Here is a 22,192-nt window from a genome sequence, read left to right as displayed (position 1 = left end):
GCGTATGCGAGTCGAACCCCTGACCTGCGCGATCGGCGCGGAACTGCTGGATGTGAGCCTCGCCGACGCCGTGCACGACGACGGCCTGTTCGCCGAGATCCGCGCGCAACTGCTCCGGCATCGCGTGCTGTTCCTGCGCGACCAGGACATCACGCGCGCCGAGCATGTCGCGTTCGCGCGGCGCTTCGGCGAGCTCGAGGATCATCCGGTCGCCGGCAGCGACCCCGAGCATCCGGGGCTCGTGCGGATCTACAAGTCGCCCGACCAGCCGAACGACCGCTACGAGAATGCGTGGCACAGCGATGCGAGCTGGCGCGTGGCGCCGCCGTTCGGCTGCGTGCTGCGCTGCATCGAAGGTCCGCCGGTTGGCGGCGACACGATGTGGGCGAACATGGTGCTCGCGTACGAAAACCTGCCGGAACACGTGAAGCAGCAGATCGACGGGCTGCGCGCGCGCCACAGCATCGAGGCGAGCTTCGGCGCGGCGATGCCGATCGACAAGCGCCTCGCGCTGAAGGCGCAGTATCCGGACGCCGAGCATCCGGTCGTGCGCACGCATCCCGAAACCGGCGAGAAGGTACTGTACGTGAATGCGTTCGCGACGCACTTCACGAACTTCCATACGCCGCAGCGCGTGCGCTTCGGCCAGGACGCGAACCCCGGCGCCGGCCAGTTGCTGCAATACCTGATCAGCCAGGCCACTATCCCCGAATACCAGGTGCGCTGGCGCTGGAAGAAAAACAGCGTCGCGATCTGGGACAACCGCAGCACCCAGCATTACGCGGTGATGGACTACCCGCCGTGCGTGCGCAAGATGGAGCGCGCGGGCATCGTCGGCGACGTGCCGTTCTGAGCGCGCCCGCGCCGTAACCGATTCGCAACCCCACACAACGCGCCGGGCCTGCCGCCCGGCGCGGCGGGATACGCACGCCCGTACACCCGAATACAACGATTTCCACTGGAGGACGACATGCAATTTCTCGACGATTCGCTGCACCCGGAAAACCAGGACAAGGTAGTCATCACGGTCGCGCCGTACGGCCCCGAATGGATGCCCGCCGATTTTCCGGAAGACATTCCGGTGACGATGGACGAGCACGTGCAGAAGGCCGTCGACTGCTACAACGCGGGCGCGACGGTGCTGCACCTGCATGTGCGCGAGCTCGACGGCAAGGGCAGCAAGCGGCTGTCGAAGTTCAACGAGCTGCTCGGCCGGCTGCGCGAAGCCGTGCCCGACATGATCCTGCAGGTCGGCGGCTCGATCTCGTTCGCACCGGAAGGCGACGGCGCGGAAGCGAAATGGCTGTCCGACGACACGCGCCACATGCTCGCCGAGCTGACGCCGAAGCCCGACCAGGTGACGGTCGCGATCAACACCGTGCAGATGAACATCACCGAGCTGATGAACCGCCAGGACATCGCCGGCACGTCGCTGAACGAAACCGCGTACTGGGACGCGTACCGCGAGATGACCGTGCCGGCCGGCCCCGGCTGGGTCGACGAACACCTGCGCCGCCTGCAGGCGGCCGGCATCCAGCCGCATTTCCAGCTCACCGGCATGCACGCGCTCGAAACGCTCGAACGGATCATCCGCCGCGGCGTCTATCGCGGCCCGCTGAACGTCACGTGGGTCGGCATCGGCGGCGGCTTCGACGGCCCGAATCCGTACAACTTCATGGAATTCGTGCGGCGTTGCCCGGACGGCGCGTGCATCACGCTCGAATCGCTGATGAAGAACGTGCTGCCGATCAACACGGTCGCGATGGCGCTGGGCCTGCATCCGCGCTGCGGGATCGAGGACACGATCATCGACCAGAAGGGCAACCGGATGACGTCGGTGCAACAGGTCGAGCAGTGTGCGCGCATCGCGCGCGAACTCGGCCGCGATATCGCGACCGGCAAGGAAGCGAAGGCGATCTACCGGATCGGCGTGCAGTACGACGGTATCGACGAAACGCTTGCGCAGCTCGGGATGGCGCCGAACCGCCGGCCCGGCCAGGTGAGCGTGCCGCTGCGCGCGGCCTGACACGCCGCGCATCCGGGCGGCCCGAGAGCGCCGCCCGCCGATCGATGTGGTGCGGCACCCACCCTCGCGCTTCGCGAGGCAAGCTCCGCCGAACGGAGCGGGGCCGCGCAAGCCGCGCCGGCGCGTTATCGCGCCGGTGCCGGAGGAGACACGCATGTTGATTCATCATGTCGAGCCGTCGCTGCAGGACCTGACGGCCGCCGAGCGGCGCGCGCCTGCATATGCATGGCTCGTGTTCGGGCTGACCGTCGGCCTGCTGCTGTCGGACTACATGTCGCGGCAGGTGCTCAACGCCGTGTTTCCGCTGCTCAAGCACGCGTGGAACCTGTCGGACACGCAGCTCGGTTCGCTATCCGGCGTCGTCGCGCTGTTGGTCGGCCTGCTGACGTTTCCGCTGTCGGTGCTCGCCGACCGCTTCGGGCGCGTGCGCAGCATCGTGCTGATGGCCGCGTTGTGGAGCGTCGCGACGCTCGGCTGCGCGCTGTCGACCAACTACGCCGAAATGCTGGTCGCGCGCGGCCTCGTCGGGCTCGGCGAAGCCGCGTACGGCAGCGTCGGCGTCGCGCTGATCCTCAGCATCTTTCCAGCCCGCCTGCGCGCGACGCTGACCGGTGCGTTCATGGCCGGCGGCGCCTTCGGCTCCGTGTTCGGGATGGCGCTCGGCGGGCTGGTCGGCGCACACCTCGGCTGGCGCTGGTCGTTCGGCGTGATGGCCGCGCTCGGCATCGTGCTGCTCGTCGCGTATCGCTGCGCGGTGACCGAACGGCGGCTCGCCGCGTACCGTGTCGAGCCGTGCCGGCGCGATGCCGACGCGCCGCGCGACATGCGCGGCAGCGCACGCGCGCTGATGTCCGGGCTGTTCGCGTCGCGTTCGGTGATCTGCGCGTATCTCGGCAGCGGGCTGCACCTGTTCGTGCCGGGCGCGCTGTTCGCGTGGCTGCCGAGCTACCTGAACCGCTACTACGCGATGGCGCCCGACCGTGCCGCCGTGCTCGCGGCCGGCTTCGTGCTGCTCGCGGGCGTCGGGATGGTCGGCTGCGGCATCGTCACCGACCGCGTCGGCCACGCCGACGGTTCGCGCAAATGGCTGACCGCGATCGCGTATTGCCTGCTGACGGGCGTCTGCCTCGCGGTCGCGTTCCGGCTGCCGCCCGGGCCGCTGCAGCTCGCGCTGATCTGCGCGGGCATGCTGGTCGGCGCGGGCGCGTCCGGCGCATCGGGCGCGATGGTCGCGAACCTGACGCCGGCCGCGATCCACGCATCGGCGTTCGCGACGCTCACGCTCGCCAACAACCTGCTCGGCATGGCGCCGGGCCCGCTGCTGACGGGGTGGATGGCCGATCGCGCCGGACTCGTCGGCGCACTGCAATGGATTCCCGTCGTGCCGCTCGCGGCCGCCGTGCTGTTCGCGATCGGACGCGCGAGCTACGCGGCCGATCTCGTGCGCGTCGAACGCGAACGGCGCGCGACACACCTTTCCTGAACCCTCCCGGAGGCTGCATGACCCTGGCGACCACGCCCACCATCCTGATCGTGCCCGGCTTGCGCGATCACGTCGAAGACCACTGGCAGACGCACCTCGAACGACGCCTGCCGAACGCACGCTCCGTCGCGCCGCTGGAAGCCGACAAACTGAGCCGCGCCGCGCGCGTCGCGGCGCTCGATGCCGCGCTGGCCGCAATCGACGGCCCCGTGATCCTCGTCGCGCACAGCGCGGGCGTGATGATCGCCGTGCACTGGGCGCTTCAGGCCACGCGCGCGATCCACGGCGCGCTGCTCGCGACGCCGGCCGATCTCGATACGCCGATGCCGGCCGGCTATCCGGCGCCCGATGCGATCGATGCGCACGGCTGGACGCCCGTGCCGACCGCGCGGCTGCCGTTCCCGAGCATCGTCGCCGCGAGCCGCAACGATCCGCTCGCGCGCTTCGAACGCGTCGAGGCGCTGGCGGCCGGGTGGGGCGGCAAGCTCGTCGATCTTGGCGAGGTCGGGCACCTGAACCCGGCATCCGGCTATGGGGAGTGGCATGACGCGGAGCGGCTGATCGGCGAGGTGGTTGCGCTCGGCGAAAGCCGCACCGATTTGATCGATTGACACGCCTGCATCGTTTTCCTGCGCGGACGTTCTGAGGCGGTTCGTTGGGCGCTATGATAGGCCGAAGTGTGGCCGCCGCATGCCAATGCGGGATAAGTGGCTGATTACTATTATTTTTTTATCGGAAATCTGTCATGGCTCCCAAAAGGAAAACGCTGTACGGAGTCGAGCTGAAACCTCGCACGATCATTCGCCCCACGACGGAGGTCAAGGTTTCGACCGAAACCGAGAAAGGCGACGTGCTGCGTGCAGCACGAAAAGTCATTACCGAACACCGCGAGGTGCTGATCGCGCTGAAGGATCGCTGATTTGCTGGATCTCGATTACGTCATCACCATTCATGATGAGATCATCCGGGATCTCGGCGGCCCAGCGGTTTCGCTCATGCCGGCCGAGGCGGCGTCGAGGCCGCCTTGCATCGCGTCGAAAATCATGTTCATTACGCGGGGCTTGATGACGTGTTCGATATTGCCGCGACTTATGCCGTCGCAATCGCGCGCGGCCATGTGTTCAATGATGCAAACAAGCGTACCGGCCTCACTTGCGCGTTGACGTATATGGAGCGGCAAGGCATCTCGATTCCTCGCCTTGCCGATCTCGAAGACCTCATGGTCGATGTCGCCGACGGCGGCGTAACGAGCGAGGAACTGGCCGAGTATTTCAGCGCGGTCTGGGAATTGTCCCTGTCCCGTTGACCCCTCCCTCGCGCAGCCATGCTCTGCGGCATCGTTCTGATGACCACGCGCCGATAACCCGATAGACGCACGGGCTCGATAGGTCTTCAGGGTATCCGGTCGACCTTTCATCCTTCCCGCGACACACGCCGGCCGGGCGTTCCCGACGTACCAGACTGATTCCTCTCTCGCGTCGACATACGATGTCTTAACACGCTTGATCCAACCCGTCGCAGCGCACCCGGCATCCGTTCGGCCTGTCGAATCACGTCATCGCAGAAGGGTTTTTGTCAGGGAAAGTCCCGCCCCGCGCGCCGTGGTTTTTTGTTGACCGACATCGTATAACGCCGTCATGATTTCCTGAAAAGAAAGGTCCCATCCACCGACCGAAGCGAGGAGACATGAACACAACCACGATCGCGCGCCGTGCCCGCCGGATTGCCGTCGCGCTGGGCATCACGCTGACGGCGGCGGGGGCCGCGACGGCCGTTGCCGCGCCCGTGTCGCTGAACATCGTCGACGTCGCGGGCAACCTGCAGCTCACGCAGAAGGCCATCGAGGCGTTCAAGGAGAAGAACCCGAACCTCGTATCGAACGTCACGTTCACGAATGCGCCGGCGCCGCAGTTGCCGGGCAAGATCAAGGCGATGCAGGCGGCAGGGCGCTCGGACATCGACCTCGTGCTGACGGGCACCGACGCGCTGGCCGCCGGCATCGAACAGAACCTGTGGCAGAAACTCCTGCCCGACGACGCGGCCGCGTTCCCCGGCGTGCTCGACAGGTACGCGCCGGGCCCGCGCAAGATGCAGGATCTCGCGCAAGGTTTCGGCCTCGCCGTCACCTACATGCCGGCCGGCCCGCTGCTCGAATACAACCCGGCGAAGGTGAGCAACCCGCCGAAGACGCCCGACCAGCTGCTCGCGTGGTGCAAGGCGCATCCGAACAAGCTGATCTACGCACGCCCGGCGAATTCGGGCCCCGGCCGCACGTTCCTGATGGGGCTGCCGTACGTGCTCGGCGACAAGAATCCGCAGGACCCGATCAACGGCTGGGACAAGACCTGGGCGTTCCTGAAGGCGCTGAACGACTGCGTCCCGTACTACCCGGGCGGCACGTCGGCCGTGATGAAGGAGCTCGGCGAGGGCACCCGCGACATGACCGTGACCGTCACCGGCTGGGACCTCAACCCGCGCGCGCTCGGCATCGTGCCGACCGAGTTCCGGGTCCAGGCGTTCGACAACATGACGTGGGTCAACGACGCGCACTACATGGTGATCCCGAAGGGCGTGCCGAAGGAAAAGCTCGACGTGCTGTTCAAGCTGATGAACTTCCTGCTCGAACCGGCGCAGCAGGCGATGACCTACGACGACGGCTATTTCTATCCGGGCCCGGCGGTGAAGGGCGTGACGCTCGAGATGGCGCCCGCTCACAGCCAGGAGGTGATCCGCAAGTTCGGCCGCCCCGAATACGCGAAGCTGCTCGCGGATCGCCCGCACGTACAGCCGCTCAGCGCGCAGGCGATGGTCGCCGCGTTCCAGAAGTGGGATCGCGAGATCGGTTCGCAGAAGTCGAAGTGACGCTTGAACCGGCGGGCGCCGCGGCGCCCGCGTGCATGGAGTTCGCGCAATGAAGCACAGTTTCGAACGCTTGCGGCTCGACGGCGTGTGCCGCAGCTTCACCAATGCGGAAGGCGCGCAGGTCGCCGCGCTGAACGGGCTCGACCTCGAGATCCGGCGCGGCGAGTTCATCGCGCTGCTCGGCCCGTCGGGCTGCGGCAAGTCGACCGCGCTGAACTGCATCGCGGGGCTGCAGCCGCTCACGAGCGGCGGCATCTGGCTCGACGATACGCGCATCGACGTGCTGCCGCCCGAACGCCGAGGCTTCGGCATGGTGTTCCAGAACTACGCGCTGTTTCCGCACATGTCGGTGCTCGACAACGTCGGCTTCGGCCTCAAGATGCGCGGCATGCCGAAGCAGGAAACGCGGCGGCGCGCGCAGCAGGCGCTCGAACTCGTGCAGCTCGTCGGCCACGAGGGCAAGCTGCCCGGGCAGCTGTCGGGCGGGCAGCAGCAGCGCGTCGCGATCGCGCGCGCGATCGTCATCGAGCCGCCGCTCGTGCTGATGGACGAGCCGCTGTCGAACCTCGACACGAAGCTGCGCATCGAGATGCGCGCGGAGATCCGCCGCATCCACACGCAACTCGAACGCGCGACGATCTACGTGACGCACGACCAGGACGAGGCGCTGTCGATGGCCGACCGCATCGTCGTGATGAAGGAGGGCGTCGTGCAGCAGGTCGCGTCGCCGAAGGACGTCTACACGCGCCCGCACAACCTGCATGTCGCGCGCTTCATGGGCTATCGCAACGTGCTGCCGTTCACGCTCGAAGGGATGGCCGGCGATTATGTGAACGTCGCGGCCGGCGGCGTGCGTCTCGCGGGCGTGCCGATGGCCGGCTTCGACGCGAAGGACGTCGTGGTCGCGCTGCGCCCCGACGACATCGAGCGCGCGGACGACGCCGGCAACAACGCGTTCGACGCGACGGTCGAAACGGTCGAGTACGGCGGCCGCGATTCGCTGATCCGCGCGATCGCGCCGTTCGGTTCGATCTGGGCCCGCGTCGCCGGCGAATTCGCGGAAGGCGAACGGCTGCGGCTGCGCGTCGCGCCGTCGCGCACGCTCGTCTATGCGGGAGCGCCGGCATGAGCGGCCCGACCGCGGCGCCATCGCGCCGGGAGGCCGCATGAGCACGCTCGCGGCCGGCACGCCGCGCGACGCGAAGGCCTGGCTCGTCACGCCCGCGCTCGGGTTCATCGTCGCGCTGTTCATCTATCCGTTCGCGTACGGCCTCGTGCTGTCGTTCCAGCCGATGAACGGCGGCGGCGCGCTCGCGAACTACGTGCAGTTCTTCACCGATACCGCGATGTGGCCGACCGTGCTCGTCACGCTGAAGCTCGCGGTGCCGGCCACGCTGATCAACGTCGGCGTCTCGGTGCCCGTCGCGTTCGCGCTGCGCCGCAGTTCGCCGTACCAGAAGTTCGTCACGACGCTGCTCGTGATTCCCGTCACGCTCGGCACGGTGCTCGTCGCCGACGGGATGCTCACGTACTTCGGGCCGAACGGCTGGTTTCCGCAGGCGCTGCAGGGGCTGCACCTGTACACCGATGAAGTGCGCCTCACGCACAACTACTGGGGCGTGTTGCTGTCGCTGATCGTGTCGGGCTTTCCGTTCGCATTCCTGCTGATGCTGTCGTACATCAGCGGCATCGACCCGACGCTCGCGCGCGCGGCGGCGACGCTCGGCGCGAACCCGTGGCAGCAGTTCCGGCAGATCTACCTGCCGCTGCTCGTGCCGGGGCTCACAATGGCCGCGTGCCTGTCGTTCGTGCAGGCGTTCTCGGTGTTCCCGTCGGCCGTGCTGCTCGGCGCACCGGCCGGGCCGACGCGCGTGATCTCGATCGCGGCGGCCGAGGCCGCGTTCGAGAGCTACGACTATTCGCTCGCGTCGGCGATCGCGATCGTGATGGGCTTCGTGCAGTTGCTGGTGGTCGCCTCGATGCTCGGCGCGCGCCGTTTCTTCTACACGGGGCCGGTGACGGGGGGCAAGGGCTGATGGCGACCGACAATCATGCCGCGCCGGCCTGGCCGCCGAAGCCGGGCTCGCCCGACGCACGGCCCGTCAATGCGAGGACACCGCAGAAGATGAGAAGCAACCTCGCCGGCCGTGCCTGGAAGGCGCTCGTCTGGGGGCTGATGGCGTTTTTCCTGCTGAACGTGATGCTGCTGATCGCGACCGTCGCGGTGAACTCGATCGCGACACGCTGGTTCGGCACGCCGCTGCCGCAGGGCTTCACGCTGCACTGGTATGCGAAGGCGTGGGAGGACTTCCAGCTCGCGAGCGTGCTGTGGGTGACCGTCGAGGTCGTCGGCGCGGTCGTGCTGCTGTCGATCGCGCTCGGCGTGCCGGCCGCCTATGCGCTCGCGCGCGTGCAGTTTCGCGGCAAGCGCTTCGCGCTGCTGGTGTTCCTGCTGCCGCTGATGGTGCCGCCCGTCACGTACGGGATCCCGATGGCGACCGTGATGTACAAGGTCGGGCTCGCGGGCACGCTGCCGGGCGTGATCCTCGCGAACCTCGTTCCGGCGCTGCCGTTCGTGATCCTCGTGATGACGCCGTTCATCGAGCAGATCGACCCGAATCTCGAAGCCGCCGCACGCATCTTCGGCGCGAACACGTGGCGCTATTTCCGCTACGTGCTGCTGCCGCTGCTCGTACCCGGCATGCTCGCGGCGGCGCTGCTCGTGCTGGTGCGCACGATCGGGATGTTCGAGCTGACGTTCTTCACCGCGGGCCCGAGCACGCAGACGCTCGTCGTCGCGCTGTATTACGCGGTGTTCTCGACCGGCGTGCGCGCACCGCAGTCGATCGACGCGATGGCGATGATCTACATGGCCATCACGCTCGTGTGGGTCGTGATCGCGCTGCAGTTCGTGAGCCCGACGCAGCTCGTCAGCCGCGTGAAGCAGGAGCGGCAGTAGGCACGGTCGCGCCGTGCCGCCGCGCGTCGGTGCAATTGGTTACAAATGGATACCGCGAACGACACGCGGACGTTGCAGACTACGCGGCATACCGGCCCGGCGAGCGTGTTCCCGTACGTCGCCGCGCGCCACCCGACGCTCACCCGACAACGGATCTCCATGAAGTTTCAAACGCTGCTGACTCTCGGCTGTGCCTCGACGCTGCTGGCCGCCTGCAACCTGCTCCACGACGGCCCCGGATCGAGGGACGTCGACGCCGCGGTGCGCCGCGCGCTCGAAGCGGAAAACCACGGCGGCCTGAGCGCGCTGTTCGGCCAGCCGCTGCCCGTGTCGGCCGATGTCGTGTCGGCGAAGCCGGACGGCGACTGCAAGAAGCTCGGCGATCGCACGTACTCGTGCGACGTCGTCGTCACGTGGCGCAATGCCGATTACTCGCCGTCGCGCGCGAACCTGACCTTCGTGAAGGCCGCCGACGGCTCGTGGCAGACGTCGGGCGTCGACGCGGCGCTCGCGACGGGCACCGCGAAGTCGCTGATCGACCAGATCGGCAAGGCATGGCATGGCGACGCGGCCAGCGCGGCGTCGGCGCCGAAGTGACGCAGCCGCGGCGTCGTTCGCCTCTGTTCCGGCGCGCCGCGGACTCCAGTTTTCCATCGAGAGATCACGGCATTCGGGCCGTGCAGGCGAGCTTCCCGCCGCGTTGCAGATCGGCGGCCGGTTCCGTTTTCGAATCGGGACCGGATCGTGCCACCACGCGCGCATTCATCGCGATTCGAATGAGCGAATTTCGGCAAGAAAACAGCGAATTAAAAATCGAATCGAAATTCTGAAAGCAAAACAAAATGCAGCCTTCGCGCGATAACGTTCCCGCGCGTGAAGCGCAATGCCGTCGATAAACCGCGTTTATTCGCCCTCCGGCTTGCAGTCGCATTTGATGCAATCTATATATATGACTAATTGCATCGTGCCGCGTCGGTCATCCGGCATGCGGCGGGCATGACCGGATCAAGGAACCGGGGGCGGAAGGGGAACCCAGCATGGGCAATGGCGTGTCTGCCGCAAGAATGTGGTCGGGTACCCGGTTTCCGCATGTATTGCGCGCGCTTGCCCGTGTCGGCCGCCGGCCGTTTGCGCCGATCGCTCGATCGCCGAGCCCGCGCGGCCCGGGATGGATGGCGCCTGCCGTCGGGCCTGAACAGGAACGGGCACGCGCGGTTCGCCGGCCCGCGCGACGCGCGACGCTGCGCCGGACCCTGACGCTGATGGCCTGCGTCGCTCCCATGATCGGCGCCGGTGCCTGCGTCGCGGCGGAGCCCGGCGTGACCGACGGCGCGATCCGCCTCGGCATGGTCAACGCGCAATCGGGCAATTCGGCGGGCCTCGGGCGCGGGCTGCTGACGGGCGCGCAGGCCGTGTTCGACGACATGAACGCGCGCGGCGGCGTGCATGGCAGGAAGATCGACCTCGTGGTCGCCGACGATCGCTACGAGCCCGACAGGACCGTCGACAGCACGCTGGAGATGATCGAACGGGGCAATGTGTTCGCGCTGTTCGGCTATGTCGGCACGCCGACGACCACCGCGGTGCTGCCGATCATCCGGGAGGCCGGCATTCCGCTCGTCGGCCCGTTCACCGGCGCGATGGCGCTGCGCAAGCCGGTTGTGCCGGAGGTCTTCAACATCCGCGCCAGCTATGAAGACGAGACCCGCGCGCTGGTCGACCATTTCATCGCGCACGACGGCGCGAAACGGTTCGCGGTGTTCTATCAGGACGACGGCTTCGGGCTCGCGGTGCTGGCGGGCACGCGGCTGGCGCTGCAGCGCCATGGCCTGGAGGTCGTCGCGACCGGCACGTTCCGCCGCGGGACCACGGCGGTCGACACGGGCCTCGCGTCGCTGCTGGACAGCCAGCCGGATGTCGTCGTCATGGCCGGTCCCTATACGCCGATTGCCGCGTTCATTCGCGCGGCACGTCGCGAAGGCCTGAAGGCCCGGCTCGCATCGGTATCGTTCGTCGGCACCGACGACCTGCTGCGCCTGATCGGCGACGAAGGGAACGGCACGCTGATCTCGCAGGTCGTGCCGCTTCCCCACAACGACCGGGACGTGATCCGCGATTGCGCGCGGCTGATCGAGCGGCGCTTTCCGGGAGAGCACGTGGGCGTGGTGCACATCGAAGGCTGCATCGACGCGAAGATCATGCTGATCGGCCTCGAGCGCGCCGGCCCGTCGCCGACCCGGGCGGCGCTGAAGCAAGCGCTCGAATCGATCAGGCATCTCGACCTGGGCGGCCTGGTCGTCGATCTGGGCGCGGACAATCACCAGGCGCTGAATGCGGTGTTCCTCTCCGAAATCGCGCACGGCCGCATCGCGCCCCTGGACGCGTCGGCCAGATAACCAGCCGGATGGCCGCGCGCGGGCCGTCCCGATCCCGGAGGCTGCATGGACATCAAGGCCAAGCTTGTCACCGGCACCAGCCTGATGCTGCTGGGTGCGCTGGCGATTTCCGCGACCAGCCTGATCGCGGTGCACGGCATTGCCTCCGGTGTGAGCACGCTGACGACGGAATCGCTGCCGTTGCAGGTGCGCAGCAACGAACTCCAGCGCGCGTACGCGGAGCTCGCGGTGGATTTCAGCCGGCTCGAGCAGGCGCAAGACGCGTCCGAGCAGCAGCAGGCGACGTCGGAGATCGAAACGCAATTGCGGCGGATTGCCGCCGTCACGGCCGCCGTGCGCGCGATCGACGGGCACGGCATCGACGCGCCGTCCACCGACCTGCGCACGATGCTGCGCTCGATGAGCGAAGGCGTCGGCCAGCGTCTGCGGGACGATGCGCGGCTGGGTGACGAAAGCCGTCTGATCGAGCGCGTCCAGGCACGGGGCGACGCATTCCTGAGCACGATCCGCGCCGAAACCGAACGGCTGGACAGCCAGGCCAACGCGGCGGTGAGCGATGCGCTGGCGGCCAACACCGCGTACAACCGGACGATTCATGCGCTCGACCAGGTCCGCATGAACGTCAAGGACATCGTCAGCGTTGCCGATCACGTCGACGGCGTGCCGAACCGGTACCGGCTCGCCCCGCTGCGGGAGCGCATGCATGCGGCCATCGACGGTGCGCGCAATGCGCTGGCGATCGCGGCGCCGAACCTCGAAGCCGCCACGGCGCAGGACGTCGCGAATACGCTCGGGCGCGTGGCGGCCGACATCCTCGACGGCGACGACAGCCTGGTCGCGCTGCGCGGCAGGATGTTCGTGGAGCCGTCCGTCGCGACGCGCTACCACGCCAGGGAGGACAAGGTTCTGCAGTCCCTCGACGCGCTGGACACGAAGCTGGCGGAAATCGCCGACCCGTTCGCGTTGCGGATCGTCAAGGCGCGACAGCGTCTCGACGAAACGATCGCGTTCCAGCGGCAAGCGGCCCGGATCAGGTACCTGTCGACCGTCGTCAACGGCGGCATCAAGGAATTGGCGGCCGACCTCCGCGTGGTCGCGCAAAGCAAAAGCACGGAACACCTCAAGCGCGCCGACAGCGACGCCCGCGAGAATATCGGCAAGCTCGCCGCCGCCGCGAGCACGCTGCGCGATGCGCTCGTCGCCGGCGGGCAGCGCGAGTCGAGCCGCGCGCAGGATGTGATTCCGCTGGTCGCGGAGCTGGCCGGATCCGCGCGCCGCATCCTCGCGGTGAGGTCGAACATGTTGTCCAACGACGCGAGCATGCAGCGCATCGTCGCGGATGTGGACACGACCGCGAATCGCCTCGCGGCCTATACGGAACAGGAGGCCGTGCGCGTCGATCTGCAGCAGCGGGGCATCGTGTCGCAGGTCAATCGCGCGGTGACGAGCGCCATCGCGATGATCGTCGTCGTGTCGTATTTGCTCGCGATCGGCAGCCTCGTGATCAGTCATCGCCTCGGCACGTCGATCTCCCGCCCACTGGCGAATCTGACGCGCACCATGGCTCGCATCCGCAGCGGCAGCGACCTGTCGCTGCGCATGTCCCACAAGGGCCGTGACGAGGTCGCGACCCTGATCGCCGGCTTCAATACGATGCTCGACGAAATCGAACGCCGCGACATCGACTTGCAGGCGGCAATCGCCGCGGCCGAAACCGCGAATTCGGCGAAATCGGAATTTCTCGCGAGAATGAGCCACGAGATCCGCACGCCGATGAACGGCGTGCTGGGCATGACCGAGCTACTGCAACGCACGCGCCTGACGTCGAAGCAACGCAAGTTCGTCGACACCGTGTATCGATCCGGCCAGACGCTGCTGATCATCATCGACGACATACTCGATTTTTCGAAGATCGAGGCCGGCAAGCTGACGCTGGAGCGCATCGATTTCAACCTGCATCAGTTGCTCGACGACGTCGTCGCGCTGCTGGAGCCCAATGCGCAGCGCAAGGAACTTGCGCTGGTGTTCCGCAAGGCGGATACCGTGCCGCAATGGATGCGCGGCGACCCGGTCCGGCTGCGCCAGATCCTGACGAACCTGATCGGCAATGCGATCAAGTTCACCGAGCGCGGGCGGGTCGAGCTGGCCGTGTCGTATGCGGGCGACGGCCGCGTCGTGTTCGCGATCGCCGACAGCGGCATCGGCATCGCGCCGGACGTGGCCGCGCAGTTGTTCCGGCCGTTCCAGCAGGCCGACAGTTCGACCGCGCGCAAATACGGCGGAACCGGGCTGGGGCTCGTGATTTCCCGCCAGCTGGCCGAGATGATGGGCGGCACGCTCACGCTCGAATCGACGCCCGGCAAGGGCTCGGTGTTCACCGTGACCGCGCGGCTCGAACCGGTGTCCGGCGTGGTCGACGTCGCGGCGGGCGCACGGTCGTCGCTGGCGGGATTGAGGGTGCTGATCGTGGACGACAGCGAGACCGATCGCAGCGTGCTCGTCGAACATGCGATCGAATGGCAGCTGTGCGTCGCGACGGCCATCGGCGGCGACGATGCGCTGTCGCAGTTGCGGGCGGCCGTCGCCGACGGGGCGCCGTTCGATCTGGCCATCGTCGACGTGCGGATGCCGGGCATGGACGGCATCTCGCTCGTGCAGCACATCCGCCACGATCCGTCGCTGCGTGCGCTCAGGATCGTCACGCTGACCGCGTTCGAGATGATGGACAGCATCCAGGTCGCGCGCGAGCTCGACATCGACGCCCGGCTGACGAAGCCGCTCCATGGCGCGGAGCTCTATGCGGCCATCGCGTCGGCGATGCACGTGAGGCCGCCGCCGCTGCCGTTGGCCGCGCCGGTGTCCGACGAAGTCGGGCCGGACGCGGCGGCGCCGCCCGACACCGGATCGGCGCGCGTGCTGCTGGTCGAGGACAACGCGGTCAATCAGCAGATCGCGCTGGCGATGCTGGAGGACACCGGCTATCGGGTGGCCGTGGCCGAAGACGGCCGGCAGGCGCTGAAGATGCTGGCGGACGACGTGTTCGACGTGGTCCTGATGGATTGCCAGATGCCGCTGCTGGACGGCTTCGAGGCGACGCGGCTGCTGCGCCGGCACGAAGCGGAAGCCGGCGCGCCGCGTCTGCCGGTCATCGCACTGACGGCCAATGCGCTCAGCGGCGACCGCGAGCGCTGCCTGGCCGCCGGCATGGACGACTACCTGGGAAAACCGTTCCGTCGCGATGCGCTGCTGCAGGTGCTCGCGCGCCATGCCCGCGGCGCGGCGTCCGGGCCGGCCGTCACGAGCGGCGACGCGGGAACCAAAGCGGGCGGCGAAGCGGGCACCGAAGCGGCCGCGGCAGCCATCGCCGATCCGGACGGCGACGCGAACGTGATCGACCGCAAGGCGCTCGACGCATTGCGCGCGCTCCAGCGGCCGGGCCGCCCCGATATCCTGACCCGCATCATCGATCAGTTCACGCTGGATGCGCCGCGGCTGATCCGCGACATGCACGCGGCCGTCGAAGCGGGCGATGCCGATGCGCTGAGGCTGGCCGCCCATACGCTGAAATCGAGCAGTGCGAACGTCGGCGCGCACATGCTGTCGGCCCGCTGCAAGGCGATCGAGCAACTGGCGCGCGCCGCCGACGTCGCCGCGGCAGCCGGCCTCGTCGCCGGCACGGACGCCGAATTCGGGCACGCGCGGGCCGCGTTGACAGCGGAACGCATGGTGGAGGGTTGAGCGGCCGCAGCACGATCGCGGTGGCGGTCGCGGCGGGTCGGAAACAGGAGAACGGTCGTGAGCCAGGAAAATGCCGATGCGCCGGTGATTCTGATCGTTGATGACGATGCGATGACGCGCCTGCTGGTCGTGGAGACCCTCGAGCCGGAGGGTTTTCGCGTCGAGGAAGCGACCGGGCCGCAGGAGGGCATCGACGCGTTCCTGCGTCATCGTCCTGCCGTGGTGCTGCTCGACGTCGAGATGCCCGGCGGCGACGGCTTCGCGTGCTGTCGCCGGCTGCGTGCGCTGCCGGAAGGTCGCCGCGTGCCGATCGTGATGCTCACGGGCAACGACGACGATGCGTCGATCGCCAGCGCCTTCGACGCCGGCGCGACCGATTTCGTCTCCAAGCCGATGCGCTGGAAGCTGCTCGGCTACCGGATCCGCTACCTGCTGCGCGCCGCGGCGACGCTCGAAAAGCTCACGACCACCGAGATCAGCCTGACGCATGCGCAGGCGCTCGCGCATCTGGGCAACTGGGAGTATCAGGCCGGCCGGCCGGACGGCAGCTGGTCGCCGGAGCTGTACCGGATCCTCGGCCTCGACCCCGAGCGCACGTCGCCGACCTTCGATCGGCTGCTGCAAGCCGTTCCGGTCGACGAGCAGCCGCTTTTGATCCAGTCGTTCACGAGCCTGCGCACCGAGGGCGCCCCGTTTTCGCTCGAGCATCGGCTGATTCACCCGGACGGCACCGAGCGCCACGTGCTGCACCAGGCGGAGGCGGGGCGCGACCTGAGCCACGCGATCATCCTGCGCGGCATCGTGCAGGACATCACCGAGCGCAAGATGCAGCAGGGGCGCATCGAATACCTCGCCAACCACGATGCGCTGACCGGCCTGCCCAATCGCAACCTGCTGAGCGACCGCATGGAGCAGGCGATGTCGCAGGCACGGCGCACCGGACACCTGGTCGCGGTGATGGTGCTCGACCTGGACCGCTTCAAGCACATCAACGACACCTTCGGCCATTCGGTCGGCGACGGCCTGCTGCGGGCCGTCTCGGCTCGGCTCAAGGCTTCCGTGCGGGACGGCGACACGGTCGCGCGGCTCGGCGGCGACGAGTTCGTGGTGATGCTGGTCAACCTGTCGACCGCGACGGATGCGGACGCGGTCGCCCGCAAGGTCCTGAACACCTTCGGCGCGCCGTTCGTGCTCGACGGACACGACCTGCACGTGACGACGAGCATTGGCGTCAGCGTCTGTCCGACCGATGGCGCCGACGCGGAAACGCTGCTGAAGACGGCCGACGCCGCGCTGTATTGCGCGAAGGAGCGCGGGCGAAATGGCTACAGCTTCTACACGCGCGAGCTGGGTGCACGCGTGGAAGAACAGGCCGAATTCGAAAACGCGCTGCACGAGGCCGTCGCGAACGGCGAACTGGAGCTGTACTACCAGCCGAAGGTCGATCTCAAGACCGGCCAGATCAGCGGCGTCGAGGCGCTGATTCGCTGGCGCCGCCCCGGCATCGGCGTGATTTCGCCTGACCGCTTCATCCCGATCGCAGAGGAAACCGGGCTGATTCTGCCGATCGGCGAATGGGTGCTGCGCACGGCCTGCGCGCAGGCCGTCGCGTGGCGCCAGGACGGGCATCCGCCGCTACGGATCGCCGTCAACCTGTCGGCACGCCAGTTCCGGCAGCAGAACATGGCCGACGTGGTGCGCAGGGCGCTGCGGGATACCGGCCTGGAGCCAGCCTGGCTCGAACTCGAGTTGACCGAAAGCGTGCTGATGCAGGACCGCAACGCGATCGCGCACACGCTGCGCGAACTGAAGGCGCTCGGCGTCGTGCTGTCGCTGGACGACTTCGGCACCGGCTATTCCAGCCTGTCGTACCTGAAGGACCTGCCCATCGATGTCGTCAAGATCGACAAGTCGTTCCTCAGCGACGTCACCACGAGCGCGGAAGGCGCGTCGCTGACGCGCTCGATCATCGCGATGGCGGAGTCGCTGCACATGGAAACGGTGGCCGAGGGCGTGGAGACGGAAGCGCAGCTTTCGTTCCTGAACCGGCACCGCTGCCATGCGATGCAGGGTTATTACTTCAGCCATCCGGTCACCGGGACGGAAATCGCCGACATGCTCTCCGCCGGCTCGGAGCTTCCCGAGCATTGCCGGCAGCGCGAGCTACTGCACCGGACGCTGCTGCTGGTCGACCACGACCCGGCCGTCCTGCAGACGCTCAGGCAGGCGCTGAGCCGCGACGGCTACGAGATTCTCGGCACGACCGATCCCGGCGACGCGCTCGACCTGCTCGCGCAACATCGCGTCGGCGTGATCGTGTCGGACTTCCGCATGCCGAACCTGTCCGGGATCGACCTGTTGCAGCGCGTCAAGGCGCTTTATCCGGACATCGTGCGCATCCTGCTGTCCGGCTATGGCGAAGGGCAGTCGATCGCGGCCACGTCCGGCAACGGATCGGTCCAGAAGCTGCTGATCAAACCGTGGGATGCCGCGCTGTTGCGCCAGCACATTGCCGAGTCGTTCAAGCGCTTCGAGCGCAGCACGTTGCACAACCGGATAGGCCTCGACGCCGCCCGCATCGGCATGCGCCCATCCCCCCTCGGGCCGGTCGAAGCGGCCGCTCCCCGCGATCCGGCTTGAGGGACGCTGCGACGGTCGCGCGGGCGCGGATCGGTGGGCGATACGACGACGAAAAGGGGGGGCGATCACGTCGATCCCCGGCATGCGTCCGGTTGCATAGGGAAAACCCTTATCTCAAGGTATAATCACAGGCTGAGAGAAAGGTCGAACCATGCCAGAACGTTTCCAAACCCTTGAAAAATTTGTGTTTTCCCTCGTCGTGATGTCCGCGGTCGTGTGCTCGGCATTCCTCGCGTACGAGCGTCACCCCGAGATCAAGATCGCGCTGCACGAAGGCGAAGCGCTGATGCGCGAGAGCGCCAAGTATTCGGTCATCTGCTCGCCGTCCAAGGTCGATCCTTGCGTCGAGATGTCCGCTTACTGAAATTTGCGTCGGGGTCGGCGCGCCGAGCGGTGCGCGGCAGCCGAAACGGACGTTTTTCATGATTCGTCCCGTTCGGTTTCAGACTGGCCCTACAGCGTTGGCGGTTCGAATTCCTTGAAGTAGTGCGCATCAGGCGTTCAGAAACCGGCCGCACGATAGCGCGGATGCACGAACCCGTCACGTGCCGAGTCGCTGGCGTAAGCAGCCCCCGGATTCAGTCGGCCCCGCTTCGAGCAATCGAGCGGGGCCGTTCCGTTTGCGCGCGTGAATCGATCTGCCGCGGCGGCACGAATCACACCACATGCCGCGGCTCGCCGCCGGCAAACGCGGCGACGTTGTCGACGAGCTGATCGGCGAGCGCCTGCATCGCCTCGTCGCTTGCCCACGCGACGTGCGGCGTCAGGATGAACGCCGGATGCGACAGGATCGCGTGGAACGGATGCGCGGCCGGCAGCGGTTCCTGCGTTACCACGTCGAACCCGGCGCCCGCGATCTGCCCCGACTGCAACGCATCGACCAGCGCGCTTTCGTCCACGAGCCCGCCGCGTGCGGTATTGATCAGCAGCGGCCGGCGCGCCATCCGCGCGAACGCGGCCGCGTCGATCAGGTGCCGCGTCGCCGGCGTGAGCGGGCAGTGCAGCGTGATCACGTCGCTGTCGCGCAGCAGCGTGTCGAGCGGCGCGTAGTCGTCGCCTGCGGCATCGCCGTGCGCCGCGAACAGCACGCGCATGTCGAGCGCACGCGCGATGCCGGCCACCGCGCGCCCGAGCACGCCGTCGCCGACGATCCCGAGCGTCGAGCCGGCCAGGTCGCGGATCGGATGGTCGAAAAAGCAGAACTGCCCGCTGTCGAGCCAGCGTCCGGCGCGCACCGCGTCGCGGTAAGCCACGAGACTGCGGCGCAGCGCGAAGATCAGCGCGAACGTATGCTCGGGCACCGTGCGGACTGCATAGCCGCGAATGTTGCTCACGACGATCCCGTGTGATGCGCACGCGCCGAGATCGACGATGTCGGTACCGGTCGCAGCGATCGCGATCATCCGCAGACGGCGCGCGGCGGCGAGCGCCGAAGCGTCGAGCCGCACCTTGTTGGTCACGACGATGTCGGCGTCGGCAATGCGCGGCGCGATTTCGTGCGCGCTCGTCCGGTCGAACGTCTGCAACACGTGCGGGAACGGGAATGGCTTCAGTACGGTTTGCGGCGACAGCGTCGCGCGATCGAGAAACACGATCTTCGCGGGAGAGGAAACAGAAAACATGGCGGGTCTCGCTGACAGGGACAGGCGCCCGGCGGGCGCGGAACGGCTTCGATTCTGCCGGCGGCGCGCACGGCGTCGTTTGACCGTTGCGCGAGCGCGCTTTCCCGGATGGAAAGGCTGACGCATTCCGCTCGGGAACGACCGTAGCGATCGCACCGACGTGCGCCTTTCCGTTTTGGAAAGGCTGGTTGAGCATCGATCGATTTTCGCGGTGCGCGAACGCCGTCATGATCGCCGTCATCGACAACACGATTTCATCGGAGACAGCCATGACGCGACCCCTCGACGGCATCCGCGTGCTGGAACTCGGCCAACTGATCGCCGGGCCGTTCGCGGGCCGGATGCTTGCCGAATTCGGCGCGGACGTGATCAAGGTCGAACCGCCCGGCCTCGGCGACCCGCTGCGCAAATGGCGGCTGCTGCACGAAGGCACATCGGTCTGGTGGGCCGCGCAGTCGCGCAACAAGACCTCGCTCACGCTCGACCTGCGCACGCCCGAAGGGCAGGACGTCGTGCGCCGCCTCGTCGCCGAGACCGACGTGCTGATCGAGAACTTCCGGCCCGGCACGCTCGAGGGCTGGGGGCTCGGCTGGGACGCGCTGTCCGCGATCAATCCGGGGCTCGTGATGCTGCGCGTGTCGGGCTTCGGGCAAACGGGCCCGTACCGCGACCGTCCCGGCTTCGGCGTGATCGCCGAGGCGATGGGCGGCCTGCGGCACCTGACCGGCGAACCCGGCCGCACGCCGGTGCGCGTCGGCATCTCGCTCGGCGATTCGCTGTCGGCGCTGCATGGCGTGATCGGCGTGCTGCTCGCATTGCGGCATCGCGAGCAGCAGGGCGGCAACGGGCAGGTCGTCGACGTCGCGCTGTACGAATCGGTGTTCAACATGATGGAAAGCCTGCTGCCCGAATACTCGGCGTTCGGCGCGGTGCGCGAGGCGGCCGGCAGCAGCCTGCCCGGCATCGCGCCGACCAACGCATACCGCTGCCGCGACGGCAGGTACGCGCTGATCGCCGGCAACGGCGACAGCATCTTCCGGCGCCTGATGGAGCTGATCGGCCGGCCCGATCTCGGCAACGATCCCGCGCTCGCGCACAACGACGGCCGCGTCGCGCAGGTCGAGCGCATCGACGCGGCGATCGGCGAGTGGAGCGCACGCCACGATCTCGACGACGTGCTGGCCGCGCTGAACGACGCACGCATCCCGTCCGGGCGCATCTACGACGTCGCGGACATCGCGGCCGATCCGCATTACCGCGCGCGCGACATGATCGTCGACGCCGCGCTGCCCGACGGCACGCCCGTGCAGGTGCCGGGCATCGTGCCGAAACTCGGCGCGACGCCAGGGCGGATCGAGCGCCCGGCGCCCGCACTCGGCGCGGATACCGATGCGGTGCTCGAATCGATCGGCATCGATGCGGCAACGCGCGGCGACTGGCGCGCGCGCGGCGTGATCTGAACCGGCAACAGGAGACAGGGAGAGACATCATGAGCAAGCTGCGCAAACGACTCTACATCCACGAAGTCGCGACGCGCGACGGTTTCCAGAACGAAGCGGCGTTCGTCGACACCGACGCCAAGATCGCGCTCGTCGATTCATTGAGCGCATGCGGCTACGCGAAGATCGAAGTCACGTCGTTCACGTCGCCGAAGGCGATCCCCGCATTGCGCGACGCGGAGGCCGTGATGCACGGCATCGAGCGCGCGCCGGGCGTCGTCTATACGGTGCTCGTGCCGAACGTGCGCGGCGCCGAGCGCGCGCTGTCGTGCGGCGTCGACGAAGTGAACCTCGTGATGTCGATGAGCGAGAGCCACAACCGCACGAACCTGCGGATGACGCGCGAGCAGTCGTTCGCGCAGCTGCGCGACGTGATCGACGCGGTGCGCGGCTCGGGTGTCGCGATCAACGTGTCGCTGTCGACCGCGATGGGCTGCCCGATGGAAGGCGACGTACCGGCCGAAACGGTGCTCGCGTGGATGCAGCGCTTCGCGGATCTCGGCGTGCACGGCTTCACGTTGTGCGACACGACGGGCATGGCGTTTCCGTCGCAAGTGCGCGATTTGTCCGAGCGTGCACGCGAGCGCTTCGGCGCGCTGCAGCTCACGCTGCATTTTCACAACACGCGTGGGATGGCGCTCGCGAATACGCTCGCGGCGCTCGACGCGGGCATCGACCGCTTCGACGCGTCGCTCGGCGGGCTCGGCGGCTGCCCGTATGCGCCGGGCGCGACCGGCAACGTGTGCACCGAGGAACTCGTGCACATGCTCGAACTCGACGGTTACGATACGGGCATCGACCTCGCGGCCGTCCTCGCTGCGTCGGCACGGTTGCCCGCGCTGATCGGGCATGACGTGCCGAGCCAGATCCTGAAGGCCGGGCGCCGCTCGGATCTTCATCCGCCACCGCGCGCCGACGCCGGCGACATGCCCGCGCAGCGCGCATTCTCATGAACAGGAACACAGGA

The 22,192-nt window shown here is 67.8% G+C and carries 18 protein-coding genes; 17 read left to right on the top strand and 1 reads right to left on the bottom strand.

Annotation, left to right across the window (positions count from 1 at the left end; translation table 11 throughout):
* Positions 1–4 precede the first annotated feature (4 nt).
* The 15 genes from OEJ37_RS28025 to OEJ37_RS27955 all read left to right on the top strand — a co-directional run bounded on the left by OEJ37_RS28025 (position 5) and on the right by OEJ37_RS27955 (position 18,468).
* Positions 5–853 carry a TauD/TfdA dioxygenase family protein gene (locus OEJ37_RS28025; protein ID WP_263347646.1) on the top strand — a complete coding sequence of 283 codons (849 nt, stop codon included), beginning with the start codon at positions 5–7 and terminating at the stop codon, positions 851–853.
* A 117-nt stretch (positions 854–970) separates the two neighbouring features.
* Complete coding sequence (locus tag OEJ37_RS28020) at positions 971–2,026, top strand: 3-keto-5-aminohexanoate cleavage protein (RefSeq protein WP_263347645.1); 1,056 nt, start codon at positions 971–973, stop codon at positions 2,024–2,026.
* 154 nt (positions 2,027–2,180) lie between these two features.
* Positions 2,181–3,509: an MFS transporter gene (locus OEJ37_RS28015; protein WP_263347644.1), complete on the top strand. Its 1,329-nt coding sequence runs from the start codon at positions 2,181–2,183 to the stop codon at positions 3,507–3,509.
* A gap of 17 nt (positions 3,510–3,526) precedes the next feature.
* Positions 3,527–4,120 carry an RBBP9/YdeN family alpha/beta hydrolase gene (locus OEJ37_RS28010; protein WP_263347641.1) on the top strand — a complete coding sequence of 198 codons (594 nt, stop codon included), beginning with the start codon at positions 3,527–3,529 and terminating at the stop codon, positions 4,118–4,120.
* 134 nt (positions 4,121–4,254) lie between these two features.
* Entirely contained in the window at positions 4,255–4,428 is a 174-nt protein-coding gene (locus OEJ37_RS28005) for a hypothetical protein (RefSeq protein WP_175920480.1), read from the top strand.
* Positions 4,429–4,533: 105 nt separating this feature from the next.
* Positions 4,534–4,815: a type II toxin-antitoxin system death-on-curing family toxin gene (locus tag OEJ37_RS28000; protein WP_263347638.1), complete on the top strand. Its 282-nt coding sequence runs from the start codon at positions 4,534–4,536 to the stop codon at positions 4,813–4,815.
* Positions 4,816–5,195: 380 nt separating this feature from the next.
* Complete coding sequence (locus OEJ37_RS27995; RefSeq protein ID WP_263347634.1) at positions 5,196–6,371, top strand: ABC transporter substrate-binding protein; 1,176 nt, start codon at positions 5,196–5,198, stop codon at positions 6,369–6,371.
* Positions 6,372–6,420: 49 nt separating this feature from the next.
* A complete protein-coding gene (locus tag OEJ37_RS27990) occupies positions 6,421–7,500 on the top strand; it encodes an ABC transporter ATP-binding protein (protein WP_175920483.1) in 1,080 nt (359 codons plus the stop codon).
* 37 nt (positions 7,501–7,537) lie between these two features.
* A complete protein-coding gene (locus OEJ37_RS27985; protein WP_175920484.1) occupies positions 7,538–8,407 on the top strand; it encodes an ABC transporter permease in 870 nt (289 codons plus the stop codon).
* Positions 8,407–9,330 carry an ABC transporter permease gene (locus OEJ37_RS27980; protein ID WP_263347630.1) on the top strand — a complete coding sequence of 308 codons (924 nt, stop codon included), beginning with the start codon at positions 8,407–8,409 and terminating at the stop codon, positions 9,328–9,330. Before OEJ37_RS27985 ends, OEJ37_RS27980 begins: the two co-directional genes overlap by 1 nt.
* A gap of 159 nt (positions 9,331–9,489) precedes the next feature.
* The gene (locus OEJ37_RS27975) at positions 9,490–9,927 is read left to right on the top strand and encodes a hypothetical protein (RefSeq protein WP_263347628.1); all 438 of its coding nucleotides are present in this window, start codon (positions 9,490–9,492) and stop codon (positions 9,925–9,927) included.
* Positions 9,928–10,610: 683 nt separating this feature from the next.
* Positions 10,611–11,726, top strand: coding sequence for an ABC transporter substrate-binding protein (locus OEJ37_RS27970; protein ID WP_174418944.1), 1,116 nt, complete (start codon positions 10,611–10,613; stop codon positions 11,724–11,726).
* A 45-nt stretch (positions 11,727–11,771) separates the two neighbouring features.
* Positions 11,772–15,464: a response regulator gene (locus tag OEJ37_RS27965; protein WP_263347625.1), complete on the top strand. Its 3,693-nt coding sequence runs from the start codon at positions 11,772–11,774 to the stop codon at positions 15,462–15,464.
* A gap of 57 nt (positions 15,465–15,521) precedes the next feature.
* A complete protein-coding gene (locus OEJ37_RS27960) occupies positions 15,522–18,104 on the top strand; it encodes an EAL domain-containing protein (RefSeq protein WP_263347622.1) in 2,583 nt (860 codons plus the stop codon).
* Between the two features lie 151 nt (positions 18,105–18,255).
* Positions 18,256–18,468, top strand: coding sequence for a hypothetical protein (locus tag OEJ37_RS27955; protein WP_006497261.1), 213 nt, complete (start codon positions 18,256–18,258; stop codon positions 18,466–18,468).
* 292 nt (positions 18,469–18,760) lie between these two features.
* On the opposite strand, the gene OEJ37_RS27950 is transcribed toward OEJ37_RS27955, so the two are convergent.
* On the bottom strand, positions 18,761–19,726 hold the full coding sequence (locus OEJ37_RS27950) for a D-2-hydroxyacid dehydrogenase (RefSeq protein ID WP_174418941.1): 966 nt from the start codon (positions 19,724–19,726) through the stop codon (positions 18,761–18,763).
* Between the two features lie 269 nt (positions 19,727–19,995).
* On the opposite strand from OEJ37_RS27950, the gene OEJ37_RS27945 reads away from it, so the two are divergent.
* Both OEJ37_RS27945 and OEJ37_RS27940 read left to right on the top strand, forming a co-directional pair.
* Complete coding sequence (locus tag OEJ37_RS27945; RefSeq protein ID WP_263347597.1) at positions 19,996–21,186, top strand: CaiB/BaiF CoA transferase family protein; 1,191 nt, start codon at positions 19,996–19,998, stop codon at positions 21,184–21,186.
* Between the two features lie 29 nt (positions 21,187–21,215).
* Complete coding sequence (locus OEJ37_RS27940; protein ID WP_263347594.1) at positions 21,216–22,178, top strand: hydroxymethylglutaryl-CoA lyase; 963 nt, start codon at positions 21,216–21,218, stop codon at positions 22,176–22,178.
* The last annotated feature ends 14 nt before the right edge of the window (positions 22,179–22,192 follow it).

The organism is Burkholderia sp. BKH01, assembly GCF_025685725.1.
In the GTDB taxonomy this organism is placed as follows: Bacteria; Pseudomonadota; Gammaproteobacteria; order Burkholderiales; family Burkholderiaceae; genus Burkholderia; species Burkholderia pyrrocinia_C.
The sequence above is the reverse complement of the archived record's forward strand: the minus strand, read 5'-3'. Positions and strand labels throughout refer to the sequence as shown.

Bases quoted from the DNA above. Each gene is read 5' to 3' on its own strand.
- OEJ37_RS28025 (WP_263347646.1), top strand. From the start codon at position 5: ATGCGAGTCGAACCCCTGACCTGCGCGATCGGCGCGGAACTGCTGGAT.
- OEJ37_RS28010 (WP_263347641.1), top strand. From the start codon at position 3,527: ATGACCCTGGCGACCACGCCCACCATCCTGATCGTGCCCGGCTTGCGC.
- OEJ37_RS28015 (WP_263347644.1), top strand. From the start codon at position 2,181: ATGTTGATTCATCATGTCGAGCCGTCGCTGCAGGACCTGACGGCCGCC.
- OEJ37_RS28020 (WP_263347645.1), top strand. From the start codon at position 971: ATGCAATTTCTCGACGATTCGCTGCACCCGGAAAACCAGGACAAGGTA.
- OEJ37_RS27955 (WP_006497261.1), top strand. From the start codon at position 18,256: ATGCCAGAACGTTTCCAAACCCTTGAAAAATTTGTGTTTTCCCTCGTC.
- OEJ37_RS27940 (WP_263347594.1), top strand. From the start codon at position 21,216: ATGAGCAAGCTGCGCAAACGACTCTACATCCACGAAGTCGCGACGCGC.
- OEJ37_RS27965 (WP_263347625.1), top strand. From the start codon at position 11,772: ATGGACATCAAGGCCAAGCTTGTCACCGGCACCAGCCTGATGCTGCTG.
- OEJ37_RS27985 (WP_175920484.1), top strand. From the start codon at position 7,538: ATGAGCACGCTCGCGGCCGGCACGCCGCGCGACGCGAAGGCCTGGCTC.
- OEJ37_RS27950 (WP_174418941.1), bottom strand. From the start codon at position 19,726: ATGTTTTCTGTTTCCTCTCCCGCGAAGATCGTGTTTCTCGATCGCGCG.
- OEJ37_RS27945 (WP_263347597.1), top strand. From the start codon at position 19,996: ATGACGCGACCCCTCGACGGCATCCGCGTGCTGGAACTCGGCCAACTG.
- OEJ37_RS27980 (WP_263347630.1), top strand. From the start codon at position 8,407: ATGGCGACCGACAATCATGCCGCGCCGGCCTGGCCGCCGAAGCCGGGC.
- OEJ37_RS27990 (WP_175920483.1), top strand. From the start codon at position 6,421: ATGAAGCACAGTTTCGAACGCTTGCGGCTCGACGGCGTGTGCCGCAGC.
- OEJ37_RS28005 (WP_175920480.1), top strand. From the start codon at position 4,255: ATGGCTCCCAAAAGGAAAACGCTGTACGGAGTCGAGCTGAAACCTCGC.
- OEJ37_RS27970 (WP_174418944.1), top strand. From the start codon at position 10,611: ATGATCGGCGCCGGTGCCTGCGTCGCGGCGGAGCCCGGCGTGACCGAC.
- OEJ37_RS27995 (WP_263347634.1), top strand. From the start codon at position 5,196: ATGAACACAACCACGATCGCGCGCCGTGCCCGCCGGATTGCCGTCGCG.
- OEJ37_RS27975 (WP_263347628.1), top strand. From the start codon at position 9,490: ATGAAGTTTCAAACGCTGCTGACTCTCGGCTGTGCCTCGACGCTGCTG.